This window comes from Mesorhizobium sp. B2-4-17, assembly GCF_006441275.1.
Taxonomy (GTDB): Bacteria; Pseudomonadota; Alphaproteobacteria; order Rhizobiales; family Rhizobiaceae; genus Mesorhizobium.
In genome coordinates this window covers 37,271-54,739 of the sequence record NZ_VFUX01000002.1, presented here as the reverse complement: position 1 = coordinate 54,739, position 17,469 = coordinate 37,271, and the positions used below count along the sequence as shown (strand labels likewise).

At 63.6% G+C, this 17,469-nt stretch carries 12 protein-coding genes; 4 read left to right on the top strand and 8 right to left on the bottom strand.

All coding sequences use genetic code 11. From position 1 onward, the window contains the following. Positions 1 to 122: 122 nt before the first annotated feature. From FJ548_RS01950 to FJ548_RS01935, 4 genes are all read right to left on the bottom strand, one after another. Positions 123 to 3,263 carry an efflux RND transporter permease subunit gene (locus tag FJ548_RS01950; protein WP_140776543.1) on the bottom strand — a complete coding sequence of 1,047 codons (3,141 nt, stop codon included), beginning with the start codon at positions 3,261 to 3,263 and terminating at the stop codon, positions 123 to 125. A gap of 227 nt (positions 3,264 to 3,490) precedes the next feature. Then, on the bottom strand, positions 3,491 to 4,633 hold the full coding sequence (locus FJ548_RS01945; protein WP_140607340.1) for an efflux RND transporter periplasmic adaptor subunit: 1,143 nt from the start codon (positions 4,631 to 4,633) through the stop codon (positions 3,491 to 3,493). Positions 4,634 to 4,687: 54 nt separating this feature from the next. Next, entirely contained in the window at positions 4,688 to 5,296 is a 609-nt protein-coding gene (locus FJ548_RS01940) for a TetR family transcriptional regulator (RefSeq protein WP_140607341.1), read from the bottom strand. Positions 5,297 to 5,678: 382 nt separating this feature from the next. Then, complete coding sequence (locus FJ548_RS01935; protein WP_140607342.1) at positions 5,679 to 7,319, bottom strand: acyl-CoA synthetase; 1,641 nt, start codon at positions 7,317 to 7,319, stop codon at positions 5,679 to 5,681. 205 nt (positions 7,320 to 7,524) lie between these two features. Here FJ548_RS01935 and FJ548_RS01930 point away from each other — a divergent pair, with 205 nt between their 5' ends. Together FJ548_RS01930 and FJ548_RS01925 are read left to right on the top strand one after the other, a co-directional pair. Further along, the gene (locus FJ548_RS01930; RefSeq protein ID WP_140607343.1) at positions 7,525 to 8,490 is read left to right on the top strand and encodes a sugar-binding transcriptional regulator; all 966 of its coding nucleotides are present in this window, start codon (positions 7,525 to 7,527) and stop codon (positions 8,488 to 8,490) included. 92 nt (positions 8,491 to 8,582) lie between these two features. Then, positions 8,583 to 10,637, top strand: coding sequence for a bifunctional aldolase/short-chain dehydrogenase (locus FJ548_RS01925; RefSeq protein ID WP_140607344.1), 2,055 nt, complete (start codon positions 8,583 to 8,585; stop codon positions 10,635 to 10,637). Positions 10,638 to 10,705: 68 nt separating this feature from the next. On the opposite strand, the gene FJ548_RS01920 is transcribed toward FJ548_RS01925, so the two are convergent. The 3 genes from FJ548_RS01920 to FJ548_RS01910 all read right to left on the bottom strand — a co-directional run bounded on the left by FJ548_RS01920 (position 10,706) and on the right by FJ548_RS01910 (position 14,393). After that, complete coding sequence (locus tag FJ548_RS01920) at positions 10,706 to 11,758, bottom strand: substrate-binding domain-containing protein (protein ID WP_096455692.1); 1,053 nt, start codon at positions 11,756 to 11,758, stop codon at positions 10,706 to 10,708. Positions 11,759 to 11,805: 47 nt separating this feature from the next. Further along, complete coding sequence (locus FJ548_RS01915; protein WP_140776541.1) at positions 11,806 to 12,801, bottom strand: ABC transporter permease; 996 nt, start codon at positions 12,799 to 12,801, stop codon at positions 11,806 to 11,808. Between the two features lie 80 nt (positions 12,802 to 12,881). Further along, on the bottom strand, positions 12,882 to 14,393 hold the full coding sequence (locus FJ548_RS01910; protein WP_140776539.1) for a sugar ABC transporter ATP-binding protein: 1,512 nt from the start codon (positions 14,391 to 14,393) through the stop codon (positions 12,882 to 12,884). A gap of 137 nt (positions 14,394 to 14,530) precedes the next feature. On the opposite strand from FJ548_RS01910, the gene mtnK reads away from it, so the two are divergent. Together mtnK and mtnA are read left to right on the top strand one after the other, a co-directional pair. Further along, complete coding sequence (gene mtnK, locus FJ548_RS01905; RefSeq protein ID WP_140760596.1) at positions 14,531 to 15,802, top strand: S-methyl-5-thioribose kinase; 1,272 nt, start codon at positions 14,531 to 14,533, stop codon at positions 15,800 to 15,802. Beyond that, positions 15,799 to 16,908: an S-methyl-5-thioribose-1-phosphate isomerase gene (gene mtnA, locus FJ548_RS01900; RefSeq protein WP_140607348.1), complete on the top strand. Its 1,110-nt coding sequence runs from the start codon at positions 15,799 to 15,801 to the stop codon at positions 16,906 to 16,908. Before mtnK ends, mtnA begins: the two co-directional genes overlap by 4 nt. Here mtnA and FJ548_RS01895 read toward each other — a convergent pair. After that, positions 16,905 to 17,444 carry an Lrp/AsnC family transcriptional regulator gene (locus tag FJ548_RS01895; RefSeq protein WP_140776537.1) on the bottom strand — a complete coding sequence of 180 codons (540 nt, stop codon included), beginning with the start codon at positions 17,442 to 17,444 and terminating at the stop codon, positions 16,905 to 16,907. The two genes, mtnA and FJ548_RS01895, sit on opposite strands and share 4 nt — an antisense overlap. Positions 17,445 to 17,469 lie beyond the last annotated feature (25 nt).

Here is a 17,469-nt window from a genome sequence, read left to right as displayed (position 1 = left end):
TTGACCGGGCGCCTGTCGGTGTCCGGCCCACATCTCCCATCGATCTCCAATCCATCCCTGCGAAAGCCGGGATGGATGGAAGCGAACGTGCCAGCCGGACCGCACGGCCCGGCCGGTGCGATTTATTCGGCGGCCAGTGCCAGTCGCGGCCTTTCGGCAGGCAACTCGGATTCGGACGCCTGTTCATCGGTCTTGGCCTTCTTCGGCTCGCGGCCGAAGAACAGCGCGTAGCCGGCTGGCAGCACCAGGATGGTGAGCACGGTGGCGACGAGAATGCCGCCCATCATGGCGTAGGCCAGCGGCCCCCAGAACACCGCGCGAGAGATCGGGATCAGCGCCAGCACCGCCGTCATCGCCGTCAGCACGATCGGCCGGAAGCGGCGAACCGCCGAGCCGATGATGGCCTCGGAACGGTCCATGCCGGTGGCGATATCCTGATCGATCTGGTCGACCAGGATGATCGAGTTGCGCATGATGATGCCGAGCAGCGCGATGACGCCGAGGATGGCGACGAAGCCGAACGGCGCGCCGCTGATCAACAGCGCGGCGGCCGCGCCGATGATGCCGAGCGGACCGGTCGCCAGAACCAGCATCGCCTTGCCGAAATTCTGCAGCTGGATCATCAGGAGAACAACGATGATGGCCAGCATGACCGGTGCCTTGGCGGCGATGGAAGCCTGGCTTTCGGCCGAATCCTCGGCGCCGCCCTGAATCTCGATCTTGTAACCAGGCGCCAGCCCGTCGCGCAGGCCCTGCATGTCCTTGTACATCTTGGCCACGACATCGTTGGACTGCACGCCGTCGGGCAGCGTGGCACGCACGCTGATGGTCGGCAGGCGGTCGCGGCGCCACTCGATGCCTTGCTCCAGCACCGGCACCACCTTGGCCACCTGCGACAGCGGTACGAAGCCGCCGAAATCGGTCGGGATATAGACCGAATCGACCGAGGACAGCAGGCTGCGGCTGGCATCCGGTTCGCGGGCGACGATCGAGACCGTCTCCTCGCCGTTGCGGAAGTCGTCGAGCGGCGCGCCGGACATCGTTGCCTGCAGCATCTGGCGGATGCGCTGCGAGGTGACGCCGAGCGCACGGGCACGATCCTGGTCGATGACCAGCTTCATCGCCGGAACGGGTTCGAGCCAATCGTCATGGACCGCGCCAAGCAGCGGATCCTCGCGGAACTTCGCCTTCACCTGGTCGGCGATGCGGCGCACCTCCTGGCGATCCGGACCCATGACGCGCATCTGCATCGGCCATCCGGTCGGCGGTCCGAGGAACAGGCGGTCGACCTTGGCGCGGATCGACGGGAAATCCTCCGCGAGCACGCGGCGCAGCTTGATGACCAGCCGCTCGCGCGCCGGTTCGTCATTGGCCATCACCAGCATCTGGGCAAAGTTGGGATTGCGCAGCTGCTGATCGAGCGGCAGGAAGAAGCGCGGCGCGCCCTCGCCGATATAGGTCGCGATGAAGCGCTTGTCCTTGTCATCCATCATCTTGGTTTCGAGCGCCTTGGCTTGCGCCTCGACCTCCTTGATCGAGGTGCCTTCCGGCAGCCAGAGATCGACGAGAATCTCCGGCCGCGAAGATTGCGGGAAGAAATTCTGCGGGATGAACTGGAACGCCCACAGACTGGTGCCGAAAGTCACCAGCGTCATGACCAGCACGATGATGCGATGGCGCACGGCCCAACCGACCGTAGCGCGCAGCCGGCGATAGAAGCGCGTGTCGAAGACATCATGATGGCTGCCGGCATGCTTGCGCTGCTTCAGGATCATGTTGCCCAGCCATGGCGTGAAATAGATCGCGACGAACCATGACACAATCAGCGCGATGCCGACGACATAGAACAGGGTACGCACATACTCACCTGCGGTCGAGGCGGCGAAGCCGACGGGGATGAAGCCGGCGGTGGTGATCAGCGTACCGGTCAGCATCGGGAAGGCGGTCGAGGTATAGGCGAAGCTCGCCGCCTCGATCTTGACCAGCCCCTCCTCCAGCTTGCGTTCCATCATCTCGACGACGATCATGGCGTCGTCGACGAGCAGGCCGAGCGCGATGATCAGCGCGCCCAGAGAAATGCGCTGCAGGTCGATGCCAAGCTCGTACATGATGGCGAAGGTGGCGGCCAGAACCAGCGGAATGGCAATGGCGATGACCAGACCGGAGCGCCAGCCGATCGACAGGAACGAGACGACGAGCACGATCAGCAGCGCTTCGCCGAGCGCGTGCATGAACTCGCTGACGGCATCCCTGACGACCTCGGGCTGATCGGAAATCTGGTCGACAGAGACGCCATAAGGCAGCGCCGCCTCGAAGCGCTTGTAGGTCGCCTCGACATCCTTGCCGACATCGGTGACCTTGAAGCCCTTCGCCATCACCACGCCAAGCTGCACGCTGTCGTGGCCGTTGAAGCGGTATTTGCGCTGGAAGGGATCTTCGAGCCCTGACGTCACAGTGGCGATATCGCCGAGCCGGGTGACCTGACCACCGGCGCGCAGGCGCAATTCCCTGATGTCGGCGGCCTTGGTGACGTCGCCTTCGACGGAGATGCGTACCGAATTGACGCCGGTGTCCACGGAGCCGGCCGGATCGACATTGTTCTGGCCCTTGATCGCGTTCTGGAGGTCAGTCAGCGTCAGGCCGCGTTCGGCGAGCGCCTTGGATGAGACGTCGATATAGAGTTTTTCCGGCTGATCGCCGATGATCACCCCCTTCTCGACGCCGGGCGTCGTCAGAAGCATGTCGCGCGCCTGGATGGCGAATTTCTTGAGCTCGGGATAGGAGAAGCCGTCGCCGCTGATCGAATGCAGCGTGATGAAGGTGTCGCCGAACTCGTCGTTGAAATAGGGGCCGAGCAGGCCCTGCGGCAGGTCGCCTGCAATGTCGCCGATCTTTTTGCGCACCTGGTAGAAGGCGTCCGTCACCTCGGCGGCATTGGTGTCGCCCTTGATCTGCACCGTGATGATGGCGCTGCCGGCGCGGGTGAAGGAGCGCACGAAGTCGAGATGCGGGGTCTCCTGCAGCTTGCGCTCGATCTTGTTGACGACCTGGTCCTCCATCTCGTGGATCGATGAGCCCGGCCAGATCGCCTGCACGACCATGACCCGGAAGGTGAAGTCGGGGTCCTCCTTCTGGCCCATGCGCATCAGGCCGAGCGCGCCGGCGATGATGATAAGGCCGAACAGGAACCGCGCGATGGAGGGATGGCCGATGGCCCAGCGCGAAAGGTTGAATGGCCGCTTTTCTTCAGTGGAGGTCGTCATCGGTGCTGATCCACTTTGCTTGTTTGCCGGCGCCTGATGCTTCGACGAAGCGCGGCGCGCGAAACGATGGCTTCCGGGCGGCGCGACTCTTCGAGCGGAGAGACACTCATCGCGGTGGGACGCGAGGATCGATGCGGGGGGTACATCGGCCTTGACGTCTCGACCTTCGGGGCGTGCGCCGCCCGGAAACCTGCGGCCGCGGGAACGCGCGGCCGATCTGTCTGCCGTCAGCGCAGCCGGCTGGCGTCATCACTCTCGGCGGAGGCGGATTGCTGCGCCATGGCGCCGGCGAGCTTCACCTTCAGATTCTCGGTCATGAACTGCGTGCCGGCGGCGACCACGATATCGCCAGGCTTCAACCCTTCGGCGACACGCACGCCGCCGGCGGCGAACTCGGCGACCTTGACCGGACGGGCATGGACGGTGTCGGCGCCACGGTCGACGGTCCAGACGATCGACTGGCTATCCTTCTGCGCCAGCGCGCTCAGCGGGATCGACACGAGCTGCTTCTCGTTGGCCGCCGACGCCTCGATATTGGCGGTCATGCCGAGCAGCACGCGCGGGTCGTTAGGCAGGCTGACGCGGACGGCAAAGGTGCGCGACTGCGGATCGGCGCTGCCGGCAACCTCGCGGACTTTGCCGTCGAGCGCCAGTGCACTGTCGGACCAGAAGCCGGCCCTGACGATCTTGCCCGGCTTGAACTCGGCGATTTCCATTTCCGGCACCGCGATCAGCACTTCCTTTTCGCCGTCGACCGCGACCGTGACCACCGGCGTGCCGGAGCCGACCACCTGGCCGACATCTGCGTTGACCGCAGTGACGATGCCGTCCCTGTCGGCCTTGAGATCGGTATAGCCGACCTGGTTCTTGGCCTGGTCAAGCGACGAGCGGGCGGAGTCGCGCGTGGCGACGGCCTGGTCATAGGTCAGCGTCGCCTGTTCAAGCTGCGATTTCGGGGCAAAATTCTTGGCAAAGAGCTGTTCGGCCCGCTTGCGCGCAAGCTCGACGGTCTCGACCTGCCGCTCGGCGGCATCGAGGGCGGCTTGCGCACTCTTGACCGAAAGGTCGTAATCGGAGGGATCGATGCGGGCGAGCACGTCGCCGGGCGCCACACGCTGCCCAATGTCGACAAGGCGCTCCGTGATCTTGCCGTTGACGCGGAAAGCCAGGGCGCTTTCGGTGCGAGCCCGCACCGACCCCGAATAAGACAACGTGCGGATGTCATGCGCCTGGGCGATCTCGACGACCTTGACCGGGCGGATGATATCCTTGACTTCGGTTTTCTCCTGGCTGCAGCCGGCAAGCCCGAGCGCCGCGACAATCAAGCCGGCGACCGGCAATTTGCGGAGGATGGAATTGGACAAAGACACCTTGGCACTCCCGAACTGGAGATGAACTGTCGACCGGCGCCCGGCGGGCGGCGGCTATTTCTTCAGGGCCTTGATCGCGTAATCGATAAGGTCGTCCGGCATCGCGCGGTTGGTCTTGGCGAGGCACTGCGCCACCATCTGCGGATGGCATAGGATGACGGTGGCGGCCCCGAAGCAGCGTGACGCGATCACCGGATCCTGCTCGGCGAACTCACCGGCCTCGATGCCCTCGCGGATCACTTCCGCGAAAAGGTCGTGGATGCTGTCAATATGCTTGTCGATGACGCCCCAATCGCGTTCGAGGGCGACGATGACCATCTCATGGACCTTATGGTCGTCGAGCATCACCTCCATCGTCATCTTGTACTGCGCGTGCACGTAGCGCCGCAGCCGCTCCTCGGCGCTGATCGGCAGGCGTGAAATCTCGTACGCCATCTTGTAGCTGGCACCGAGCATGCGGCCGCAGACGGCCTGGTGGATCTCGACCTTGGAGGCAAAGAAACGATAGATGTTGGCGGGCGACATGCCGAGCTCGCGGGCGATGTCGGCAACATTGGTCTTGCCATAGCCGTAGTGGCGGAACAGGCGCTCGGCGCAATCGAGAATACGGGTGACATTCTCCTGTCTGGCGGCATCGGCCACGATGTTGGCAGCTTCGGACATCTTCGCTTTCGATTTATTAGTGACGAATTTCAATTTTCATCAGTCGTAAATCGAAAGAGGCCTTCTGTCAACGCGAAATCGGCGTACGCGTACGATTGGTGACAGATGGTGACAGAGGGCGGGTGCGACAACCGGCGCTCGCGATTGGCGATCAGCCCCCATGAATTCGTCATCCTAGGGCGAAGTAAGGAGCGTAGCGACGCAGCGCAGACCCTAGGATCCATTCCGTGACGTCAGTCAAAGAATGAGGCGGATCAATATGTTACATCAAAAGGCGAACTGTTGCCCGCAGCAGTCATTCACGACCGTTGGAGCACGGCCGCCAGGTCGCGGCATGGATCCTAGGGTTTCCGCGACGTCGCTAGCAAAAATGACGGTGCGCTCACGCCACCTTCGCCATTTCCCGCAGCCGGAATTTCTGGATCTTGCCGGTCGAGGTCTTGGGAATTTCGGCGAAAATAACCGCTTTCGGCACTTTGAAGCGGGCGAGCAGCGTGCGGCAATGCTCGATGATCTCGGCCTCGGTCGCGGTCTTGCCGGGCTTCAGTTCGATATAGGCCACGGGCACCTCGCCCCATTTGTCGTCAGGGCGCGCCACCACGCCGCAGGAGGCAACCGATGGATGTTTGTAGAGCGCATCCTCGACCTCGATCGAGGAGATGTTCTCGCCACCCGAGATGATGATGTCCTTGGAGCGGTCCTTGAGCTGGATGTAGCCGTCGGGATGCATGACGCCGAGATCGCCGGAATGAAACCAGCCGCCGGCGAAGGCTTCGTCGCTCGCCTTGCGGTTTTTCAGATAGCCCTTCATGACGATGTTGCCGCGAAACATGACCTCGCCGATGGTTTCACCGTCGGCCGGCGTCGTCCTCATTGTCTCGGGGTCCATCACGGTCAGCCCCTCGAGTGCTGCGTAGCGCACGCCCTGTCTCGCCTTCTTGCCCGCCCTCGCCCCCTTGTCGAGCGCGTCCCAGTCACTGTGCCATTCATTGACCACGGCCGGGCCATAGGTCTCGGTCAGGCCGTAAAGATGCGTGACGGCGAATCCTGCATCGGCCATGCCGGACAACACGGCTTCCGGCGGCGGTGCGGCGGCCGTGTTGAAGGTCACCGTCTGTGGGAACTCGCGCTTGTCCTCATCCCTGGCATTGATCAGCACCGACATCACGATCGGCGCGCCGCACAAATGGGTGACGCCATGGTCGGCAATGGCGTCGTAGATCGGCTTCGGCCGCACCCAGCGCAGGCAGACATGCGTGCCGGCCTGGACGGCGAGCGTCCAGGGGAAGCACCAGCCGTTGCAATGGAACATCGGCAGCGTCCACAGATAGACGGCGTGCTTGGCCATGCCGGCATGGATGGTGTTGGTGTAGGCCATCAGCGCCGCACCGCGATGGTGGTAGACGACGCCCTTCGGATTGCCTGTCGTGCCCGAAGTATAGTTGAGCGAGATGGCGTCCCATTCGTCGTCGGGCATCGACCAGGCGAAATCCTCGTCGCCACCGGCGACAAACGCCTCATAGTCCAAAGCGCCGATCCGCTCGCCTTTCGGGTAGGGCGCATCAGCGGCGTAGTCGGGATCGTCGTAGTCGATGACCAGCGGCTTGACCCTGGCCAGGTCGAGCGCTTGCCGGACGACGCCGGAGAATTCGCGATCGACGATGAGCAGCTTGGTCTCGGCGTGGTCGAGCTGGAAGGCGATGACCGCGGCATCGAGGCGGGTGTTGAGCGAGTGCAGCACCGCTCTGGTCATCGGCACGCCGAAATGCGCTTCCAGCATTGGCGGCGTATTGGACAGCATGACGCTGACCGTGTCGCCGTTGCCGATGCCATGCTTTTGCAGCGTCGAGGCAAGCTTTAGCGAGCGGCGCCAGAAATCGCGATAGGTGATGCGCTGCTTGCCATGGATGATGGCGATGTGATCAGGATAGGTCTTTGCCGCCCGCTCGAGATAGGTGAGCGGGGTCAGCGGCTGATGGTTGGCCGCATTCCGGTCGAGATCCTGTTCGTAGGGATTTCCCATCCCGTTCCTCCCCAAAGTCCCTTTTTCAAGCTTTCTAACCTCAGGCCTCTCGTCAGGCTATCCCCCCGGATGATCGAAAATGCCAAGCTATACCAGCTTTGTAGAACGGCGATCCGATTAAGCGTCTGCCGAGAGGCGATGATGCCCGCACATCCTAATTTGACTTTTGTCGAGAGCCGTGACTAATGTCAGACAAGGAGACGGCATGGCGATCCGACCGGCAGAACAGCTCATCCACAAGGCCGCCTGGCTGTACTATGCGCACGGCCTACGCCAGGACCAGGTGGCGAGCCAGCTTAACATTTCCCGCGCCTCGGTGGCGATGTATCTGCGCAAGGCACGCGAGACCGGCATCGTCAACATCTCGACCTCGACCCAGCTTTTCACCGACGACGTGATGGCGCGCAGGCTCGAGGACGCGCTGGGCCTCGACGCGGTCTGGATCGCGCCGGAAAACAGCCATGTCCCGGACCCCTCCACCGACATCGCCGTGCTGGCGGCGAGCGTGTTCCTCGAACTGGTCAAGAAGGGCGACCGCATCGGTGTCGCCTGGGGCCGCACGATCTACACGATCGCCGACATCATGTCCTATGCCGACCTGCAGGATGTGACGGTGGTGCAGCTCTGCGGCAATCTCGGCGCACCCTATTCCTACCGGCCGGACCAGTGCACGATGGAGATCGCGCGCCGGCTCAACGCCAAGGGCCTCAATTTCTACGCACCGCTGGTGCTGTCGACGGAAGAGCTGGCGCGGGCGCTGCGGGCCGAGCCGGTGATCCGCGAGCAGCTGTCCGATATCAGCGACTGCGATCTGGCGCTCTACTCGGTCGGCGCGGTCGATGCCGACAGCCACCTGGTCAAATGCGGCGCGCTGACATCGGGCGAAATGGCGGAGTTGCGCAGCCGGGGTGCCGCCGGTGTCATTGCCGGGCAGATCATCGATGCCGAGGGCAAGGTGCTCGACTGCAGCTATAACCGCCGGGTTATCTCCGCCGAGCTTGCATCGCTGCGCGCCATCGCCAGGCGTCTGATGGTGGTGCAGGAGGACAGCAAGTTCGAACCGCTGCTGGCGGCGATCGCCGGCGGACTTTGCACGCATCTGGTGGTCGGCGCGCATATGGCGCAGCGGCTGCTCGATCATGCCGGAGCGGCGCCCAAAAAAGCACCCTGAAGAAAAGGCACATTTGCCGCCGGCACACTGTCATCAAGGCGTCGCGGCATTCCTGTTTCACCATCCAAAGACAGCAACTGGACGAAGCGAACATGAAGAACCTGTGGAACGACGACGCGGCCGAGAAACTTGTCGCCGACTATGCGAAGAAGGGCGTCGGCCGCGACCTCGCCTTGCGCGTCTACACGACGCGGCTGCTCGGCGGCGTGCCACAGCTGGTCCTGCATGGCGGCGGCAACACCTCCTGCAAGATCAAGGCGACCGACCTCGTCGGCGATGAATGGGACGTGCTGTGTGTCAAGGGCAGCGGCTGGGACATGGCGGTCATCGAGCCGCAAGGCCTGCCGGCGGTCAAGATGGGCGCCCTGCTCAAGGCGCGCGCGCTGGACAGGCTCTCCGACGAGGACATGGTGGCCCTGCAGCGGGCAAACCTCATTGACCCCTCCTCGCCCAACCCGTCGGTGGAGACGCTGCTGCATGCCTTCCTGCCGCACAAATTCGTCGACCACACCCATTCGACCGCCATCCTGGCCATTGTTGACCAGGAAGACAGCAAGCCCTTGGTGAAGACGGTGTTCGGGGAGAAGATGGGCTACGTGCCCTATATCATGCCGGGCTTCGACCTCGCCAAGGCGGCGGCAGACGTGTTTGACGCCGACCCCGATGTCGAGGGCCTGATCCTCGACAAGCATGGCATCTTCACCTTCGGCGACGACGCCAAACAGGCCTACGACCGGATGATCCACTACGTGAACGTCGCCGAGGATTATGTCGCCAAGCACGCCAAGCCGAAGGCCGCGAAGGCAGCGCTGCCGGCAAGGCTCGCGACGCCGGGCTCGATCGCGCCGATGCTGCGCGGCGCTGTCGCGGTGGCGCGCGGCGAAGGCCGCTTCGACCGCATGATCAGCGATTTCCGCACTTCGGACGCGATCGTCGATTTCATCAACTCATCCAAGATCGCCGATTATGCCGGACGCGGTGTTTCGACCCCGGATCTGTCGATCCGCATCAAGACCGGGCCGATGGCGGTGCCGGCGCCCGACGCTGAAAAGATCAGCGACTACAAGGGCGTGATCAAGAACCATGTCGACGCCTTCGCCAAGGACTATCGCGCCTACTTCGAGACAAACGACGCGCTCGACGACGTCAAGCGGACCATGCTCGACCCCATGCCGCGCCTGACGCTGGTGCCGGGCCTCGGCATGTTCGGCCATGGCCGCACGTTGAAGGATGCAAGGATCGCTTCCGACGTCGGCGAGATGTGGATCGAGGCGGTGCGTGGCGCCGAAGCGGTCGGGCATTTCCATCCCCTCTCCAAGGCCGACCTTTTCCCGCTCGAATACTGGTCGCTCGAACAGGCCAAGCTTGCTTCCAACAAGCCAAAGCCGCTGACCGGCCAGGTGGTGCTGATCACCGGCGGTGCCGGCGCGATCGGCGCAGCGACAGCCAAACTGTTCGCCGACAATGGCGCTCATGCCGTGGTCGTCGATCTCGATGCCGAAAAGGCCGCCGATGCAGCCAAGAAAGCCGGCAACAATTCGATCGGTGTCGGCGCCGACATAACCGACCCGGCACAGGTGCGTGCCGCCTTCGACAAGGCGGTTGCCGTCTTCGGCGGCGTCGACATACTGGTGTCCAATGCCGGCGCCGCCTGGGAAGGCCGCATCGGCGAACTCGACGATGCGCTGCTGCGCAAGAGTTTCGAGCTCAACTTCTTCGCCCATCAGTCGGTGGCGCAGAACGCCGTGCGCATCATGCTGGAACAGGGTACGGGCGGAGCGCTTTTGTTCAACACCTCCAAGCAGGCGGTCAATCCAGGCCCGAAGTTCGGCGCCTATGGCGTGCCGAAGGCGGCGACGCTCTTCTTGTCCAGGCAGTATGCGCTCGATTACGGCGCTTACGGCATCCGTTCCAACGCGGTGAATGCCGACCGCATCCGCTCCGGCCTTTTGACCGACGCCATGATCGCCAGCCGCTCGGGCGCGCGCGGCGTGTCGGAGAAGGAATACATGTCCGGCAACCTGCTCGGGCAGGAAGTGACGGCGCAGGACGTGGCGCAGGCCTTCCTGCATCATGTGCTGGCCGAACGCACGACCGCCGACGTGACGACCGTCGACGGCGGCAACATCGCGGCGGCGCTGCGGTAAACACCTCCAATTGACAATAAAAAAGGGCGGCTTACGGGCCGCCCTTTTCCTTTGTGTGTTGACGAGCTTTACTTCGCGTTCGGGTTCGGCATCCAGGCCGGCATGGCGACGTCGGCATGGGCAAACTGCGGCAGTTTGGCCGACAGGTCTTCCATGTTCTTGATGTCCTTGTCGATCAGCTCCTTCTGGGTGATCAGCGTTGGCGGCACGATGACGTTGTGGCCGGGGTCTTCGCCGGCGAGGAGCTGCGCCAGCGCGCGCACGGAGACCTGGCCGACGACGGCCGGGTTGGTGGCGGCGGTGGCGGCCCAGGCGCTGTCGGGCTCGCGCATCGCTGATATGTCGGAGGTCGAGATATCGGCCGAGTAGATCTTGATGCCCTTGTTCAGCCCCGCCTCGTCGACGGCGATCTTCACGCCCTTGGCGAATTCGTCGTACGGAGCGAACATCACCTTGATGTCGGGGTGAGCCGACAGCACCGAACGCGCCTGGTTGGCGACGGAGTTGGCGATCGGGTTGTCGAGCGTGCCGAACATGGCGACTTCCTTGATCCCCGCATATTTCTTCTTCACGTCGACCCAGGTCTCGTTGCGGCGGTCGAGCGGCGCAATACCGGCGACATAGACATAGCCGGCGTTCCAGCTTTCGCCATTGTCCTTGACCGCCTGTTCGAGCGCGAGGCGGGCAAGATCCTTGTCCGACTGTTCGATCTGCGGGATCTTGGGGTTTTCGACATTGACGTCGAAGGCCACCACCTTGATGCCGGCGTCGACCGCGCGCTGGGCGGCGTCCTTCATCGATTCCGTCAGGCCGTGCTGGATGATGATGCCCTGCACGCCGAGCGCGATCGCCTGGTCGACCATGTCCGACTGGAGGGCGGCGTCCTGGCGGCTGTCGAGCACGCGCAGGTCGATGCCGAGCGCCTTGGATTGCGCCTCGACGCCGGAGAGATAGGCCTGGAAGAAATCGCCGGTCGAGAGATAGCGGACCAGCGCGATCTTGACGCCGGGCTTGTCGAACGGCGCCGGCTTATCCGCGGCAAAAGCCGGGACCTGCATCAGCATGGTTGCGCCGGCCAGTCCGAGCGCCACCTTCCCCAGAAGTCTTCTTGTGATGTTCACCTTGTTTCCTCCACTTTTGTTGAACCCAAAATACCGTCCGGCCGAAACTACCTCCCGCCCCTGCCCGAAAGCGCAAAGGTGAAGACAAGGGCGACGACCAGAACCACGCCCTTGACGAAATCCTGCGTATAGTAGGGAGCGTTCATCATGGTCAGGCCTTGCAGCAGGATGCCGACGAACAGCGCGCCGATGGCGGTGCCGAAGGCGTTCGGCTTGGCGGCGCCAAGCACCGCGTAGCCGATCAGCGCCGCAGCCACCGCATCGAGCAGAAGATTATTACCCGAGGCGATGTCACCGCGTCCAAGCCGTGCGGCGAGCAAAATGCCGCCGATCGAGGCAAAAACACCCGAAATAACGTAGGCCCAGATCTTGTATGCCTTGACAGGCGCACCGGCGAGTTCGGCGGCGCGCTCATTGGAGCCGACGGCGTACATCATGCGGCCGAAACGGGTGTATTCGAGGAAGAACCAGATCAGCAGCGCGAGGACCAACAGCACGACCACCGACACCGGAATGAGGTTCGGGATGAAGAAATCGAATCGGTGGCGGCCAAGCGCCAGGAAGGCGTCGCCGAACTTGCCGTTGGCGACAGAACCATCCGGCATGGTCATGCCGGTGGCGATCGAGCGGCCCTCGGTCGGGATGCGCTGCAGGCCGACCAACAGGAACATCATGCCGAGCGTCGCCAGGAGATCGGGCACGCGCATATAGACGATAAGCCAGCCATTGATGAGCCCGACGATGGCGCCGATCAGCAGGCAGGCGATGACCGCCACGACCGCGTTCTGTTCCAGCACGACCATGACATAGGCGGCCGCCATCATGGCCGAGGTGGCGACCGAGCCGATCGAGAGATCGAAACCGCCGACGACCAGCGTGGCGGTGACGCCGAGCGCCAACACACCGGTGATGGCGACCGACTGAAAGATGAAGACGGCGCTTTGCGGCGAGACGAACCCGTCGGCGGCAATCGCGAAATAGGCGACGAGCCCGACCAGCAGGACGATGAAACCATAGCGGATGGCATAGTCACGAAGCGTCATTCGGCGCATCCCGGCGCCGCTGCCCTGTTTACCCGATCCGACCCCATACTCACTCCATTCCAATTCCATCGACGCTACGCTCAGGCGGCACTGTGCAGCTGTCCGCCGGCGACCTCGGCCAACAGGCGGTCGAGGTCGACATCGACGTTGCGGTGTTGGCCGACGATCGTGTGTTCCGACATCACCAGGATGCGGTCCGCCGTCTCCAGCGCCTCGTCGAGTTCGGTGACGAACAGAAGCGTCGCGCGGCCATTGGCGCTTGCTCTCAGCTTGGCGGCGATATCGCGCCTGGCCGAGATATCGACGCCCTGAAAGGGTTCGTCGAGGATGAACAGCGCGGCATCCTGCGCCATCCAGCGGGCGACCATCACCTTCTGCTGGTTGCCGCCGGACAATGCCGACATCTCGTCCTTCTCGGAGCGGCAGACAATGCCCAGTTCCTCGATCTGCCGGCGCGCGACGGTGCGTTCGAGGCGACGCTTGAGCACGCTGAAAGTCGCCATGCGCCTGAGGAAGGGCAGGCTGACATTACGCTCGATGTTGAAGCCGCCGATGATGCCGCTGGTGGCGCGGTCCTTGGCAACGAGGAACACACCGGCGGCGATCGCGTCGCCCGCCGAGCGCGGCGCATAAGGCTTGCCGTTCATCGTCATGGTGCCGGCGAGCGGCCGGCGCACACCGAACAGCGTTTCGGCGAGGGCTGTCTTGCCGACGCCGACGAGGCCGGTGATGGCGACCACCTCGCCATCGCCAAGCGTCAGCGAAATCGGCCTGGCGCCCTGCCCGATGCGAAGGCCTGCGACGGTCAGCACCGCCTTGGCGGAACTCCTGGCAATGATCCGGTCGAGATGGATCTTGCGGCCGAGCATGGCGTTGACCGCGCCTTCATAATCGAGCGGTTTGGTGTCGAAGACCCCTGAAATGACGCCGTCGCGCATCGAGACGATGCGATCGGCGAGCCGCCTGATGTCCGACATGCGATGCGAGATATAGAGGATCGCCACGCCCTGCTCGCGCAGCCGGTCGACCAGCGCGAACAGCCGGTCGGCTTCAGCACTTGAGAGCGATGAGGTCGGTTCGTCGAGGATCAGCACTTTCGGCTGATGCGCAAGCGCGCGGGCAATCGCCACCATCTGGCGATCGGCCAGCGACAGATCATTGACGCGGGCCTTGAGATCGATGGCCAAACCCATGCGGTCGGCGACCGCCTTGGCCTCGCGGCGCACGCGGGCGGGATTGAACAGGGTCGGCGCGCCTTTGCCGCTCAGCCTGTCCAGGGTCAGGTTGGTGGCGACATCGAGGTCGGCGACCACGCCGTCATTGATGTTCTGGTGGACGGTAACGACGCCGGCGCGGATTGCTTCCGCCGGCGTGTTCGGCGCGAAATCCTGCCCGGCAAGCGTCATGGTGCCACCGCCACGCTCGTAGACGCCGCTGATGATCTTGACGAGGGTGGATTTGCCGGCGCCATTGGCGCCCATCAGCACGGTGACCTCGCCGGAATGCAGCTCGAGCGAGATGCCGCCAAGCACCTCGTTGCGGCCAAAGGATTTCCTCAGTCCCTCCACGCGGAACACGGCATTGCCGATCATGCGTTCCTCCCTGACCGTGACGCTATGGTCAATGTCGGCAATTGTCAACACGATTGACAATTGCCAGACAGCTTCCTAGCTTGGCCCCGCCGCCAAGGCTCCCCTATGATGGGAGCAAATAAGCGGGAGGGAGAAGAATGACTGGAAAATTGCCGTTCGAAGCATTGTCTGTGGAGATGCTTTCGACGCGCCTCGGCACGAACGAGGCGCTGTGCGCGAAAATCGGCAAGGACGCGACACAATGGAAGGTGCGCGAAGTCGGCGACGGCAATCTGAACCTCGTCTTCGTCGTCGAGGGCGCCAGTGGTACCGCCGTGGTCAAGCAGGCCCTGCCTTATGTCCGCCTGGTCGGCGACAGCTGGCCGCTGCCGCTGAAGCGTTCCTTCTTCGAATATCACGCGCTGACCCGGCAGGAGGCGCGCGCGCCGGGCTCGGTGCCGGCAATCCATCATTTCGATGAAGCCCAGGCGCTGATCATCATGGAATATCTGTCGCCGCACATCATTCTGCGGCGGGCACTGATCGAAGGCCGGCAGTTGCCGAACATCGCCAGGGACATCGGCGTGTTCATGGCCCGCACGCTGTTTCGCGGCTCCGATCTGTCGATGACAGCCAGGGATCGCAAGGCCGATCTGGCGCTGTTCGCCGACAATGTCGAACTTTGTGACATCACCGAGAACCTGGTGTTCTCGGACCCCTATTTCGATGCGAAGATGAACAGGCATACCAGCCCGCAACTCGACGCCGTGGTTGCCGAACTGCGCGCCGACCGCGACCTCAAGGTCGAGGCGCAGCGGCTGAAGCATATTTTCGCCGCCAATGCCGAGACGCTGCTGCATGGCGACCTGCATTCCGGCTCGATCATGGTCACCGACACGGAAACCCGGATGATCGATCCGGAGTTCGCCTTCTACGGCCCGATGGCCTTCGATGTCGGCATGCTGCTCGCAAATTTCTGGATGTCGTTCTTCTCACAGCGTGGGCATGAGCAACAGGGCAAGCGCGATGCCATGCGCGCCTACCTGCTCGATGTCATCGTCGAGACATGGGCGGTGTTCCGCGCCGAATTCTCGCATCTGTGGCGCACCGAGCGCACCGGCATGCTCTACCAGAAGAGCCTGTTCGAGGATCAGGGCGACAGGCTCGGCGCCGAGCAGGCGCTCGACCATGTGCTGCACCAGATCTGGACGGACCTGCTCGGCTTTGCCGGCATCGAGGTGCACCGGCGCATCCTCGGCCTCGCCCACAATGCCGATTTCGAAACCATTGCCGATGAAGACCTGCGCGCCAGTTGTGAAGCCAAGGCGCTGAAATTCGGCCGTCACATCGCCGTCAACCGGCGCCAGATCCACAGCATCGACGAGGTCAACCATTTGGCCGCGCTGATCGAACAGGAGAGCGGAATTTGAACGTCGGCGACCGCCACTACCGGACAATCTGGCTGAGCGATGACGGGCGTTCGGTCGATATCATCGACCAGCGCTGGCTGCCGCATGATTTCCGCATCGAGACGATCGGTACCGTTTCCGGCATCGCCACCGCCATCCGCGACATGTGGGTGCGCGGCGCGCCGCTGATCGGCGTCACCGCCGCCTATGGCGTTGCCATGCAGATGACGGATGATCCATCCGACGCGGCGCTCGACGCCGTGTGGGAGACGCTGCACGAGACGCGCCCGACGGCGATCAATCTGCGCTGGGCGCTCGACGAGATGCGGCGCTTCCTCCGCCCGCTGCCAACAGAACAACGTGCCGCGGCCGCCTATCGGCGCGCCAGCGAGATCGCCGACGAGGACGTCGGGCTGAACCGCGCCATCGGCGAAAACGGACTTGCCATCATCAAGGCGATCGCCGCGCGCAAGCAGCCCGGCGAGACAGTCAATATCCTGACCCACTGCAATGCCGGCTGGCTGGCGACCGTCGACTATGGCACTGCCACCGCGCCGATCTACCTGGCGACCGAGGCGGGCATTCCCGTCCACGTCTATGTCGACGAGACGCGGCCGCGCAACCAGGGCGCCCAGCTGACCGCCTGGGAGATGGCAGGCCACGGCGTGCCGCACACGCTCATCGTTGACAATGCCGGTGGTCACCTGATGCAGCGTGGCGAGATCGACATGGTCATCGTCGGCACCGACCGCACCACCGCCGACGGCGATGTCTGCAACAAGATCGGCACTTATCTGAAAGCACTGGCCGCCGCCGACAATGACGTGCCGTTCTATGTCGCGCTGCCGTCGCCCACCATCGACTGGACGGTGCATGACGGGCTCAAGGAGATCCCGATCGAGCAGCGCTCGGCCGACGAGGTTTCGCTGGTCTGGGGCAAGACCGCCGGCGGCGAAATCGCCCAGGTGCGCGTCTCCCCGGAGGCGACGCCCGCGGCGAACCCTGCCTTCGACGTGACACCGGCGCGGCTGGTCACCGGACTGATCACCGAACGCGGCGTCGCCCAGGCCTCGCGCGATGGCCTGAAGGCGATGTTCCCCGAGCGGGATGATCGGTCGGCAACTTAGTAAAGTGGCCTGACCAGGTGCCGCGGCATTGGCCATTGTGCCGTGATGCCGGGCTGTACCCGTCGTTCGAGATAGGTCGACAGCACCACATAGCTGCGCGTCGAGGTGACGCCCGGCGTATCGTAAAGGCGCGACAGAAGTCCTTCGAGCGCCCGCGTGTCCTCGGTGCGGACCTTGAGGAGCACGCATGTATCCCCGGCGACCGTGTGGATCTCCTCGACCTCGGGATATTCGGAGACCGCCATCAGCTCGGGGGTCTTGCCCCAACCCCTGGTGTCGATATGGACGAAAGCGAGCAGCGGCTTCCTTACCGCATTGGGATCGATGATGGCGGCTGTGTTGCGGATGGCGCCGCTGCGCCGAAGCCGCTTGACGCGCTCGTGGGCAGCCGGAGGCGAAAGGCCGACGCGATCGCCGAGTTCGGCATAGCTGACGGTCGCATCGTCGACCAGCACGCCTAATATTTTTCGGTCGATTGCATCGATATCCCGGGCCGTTGGCCTGTTCTGCGGAATGCCATTTGTTTCTTCATCCATGGAGAGAATTCCCGATTGCAGCTGA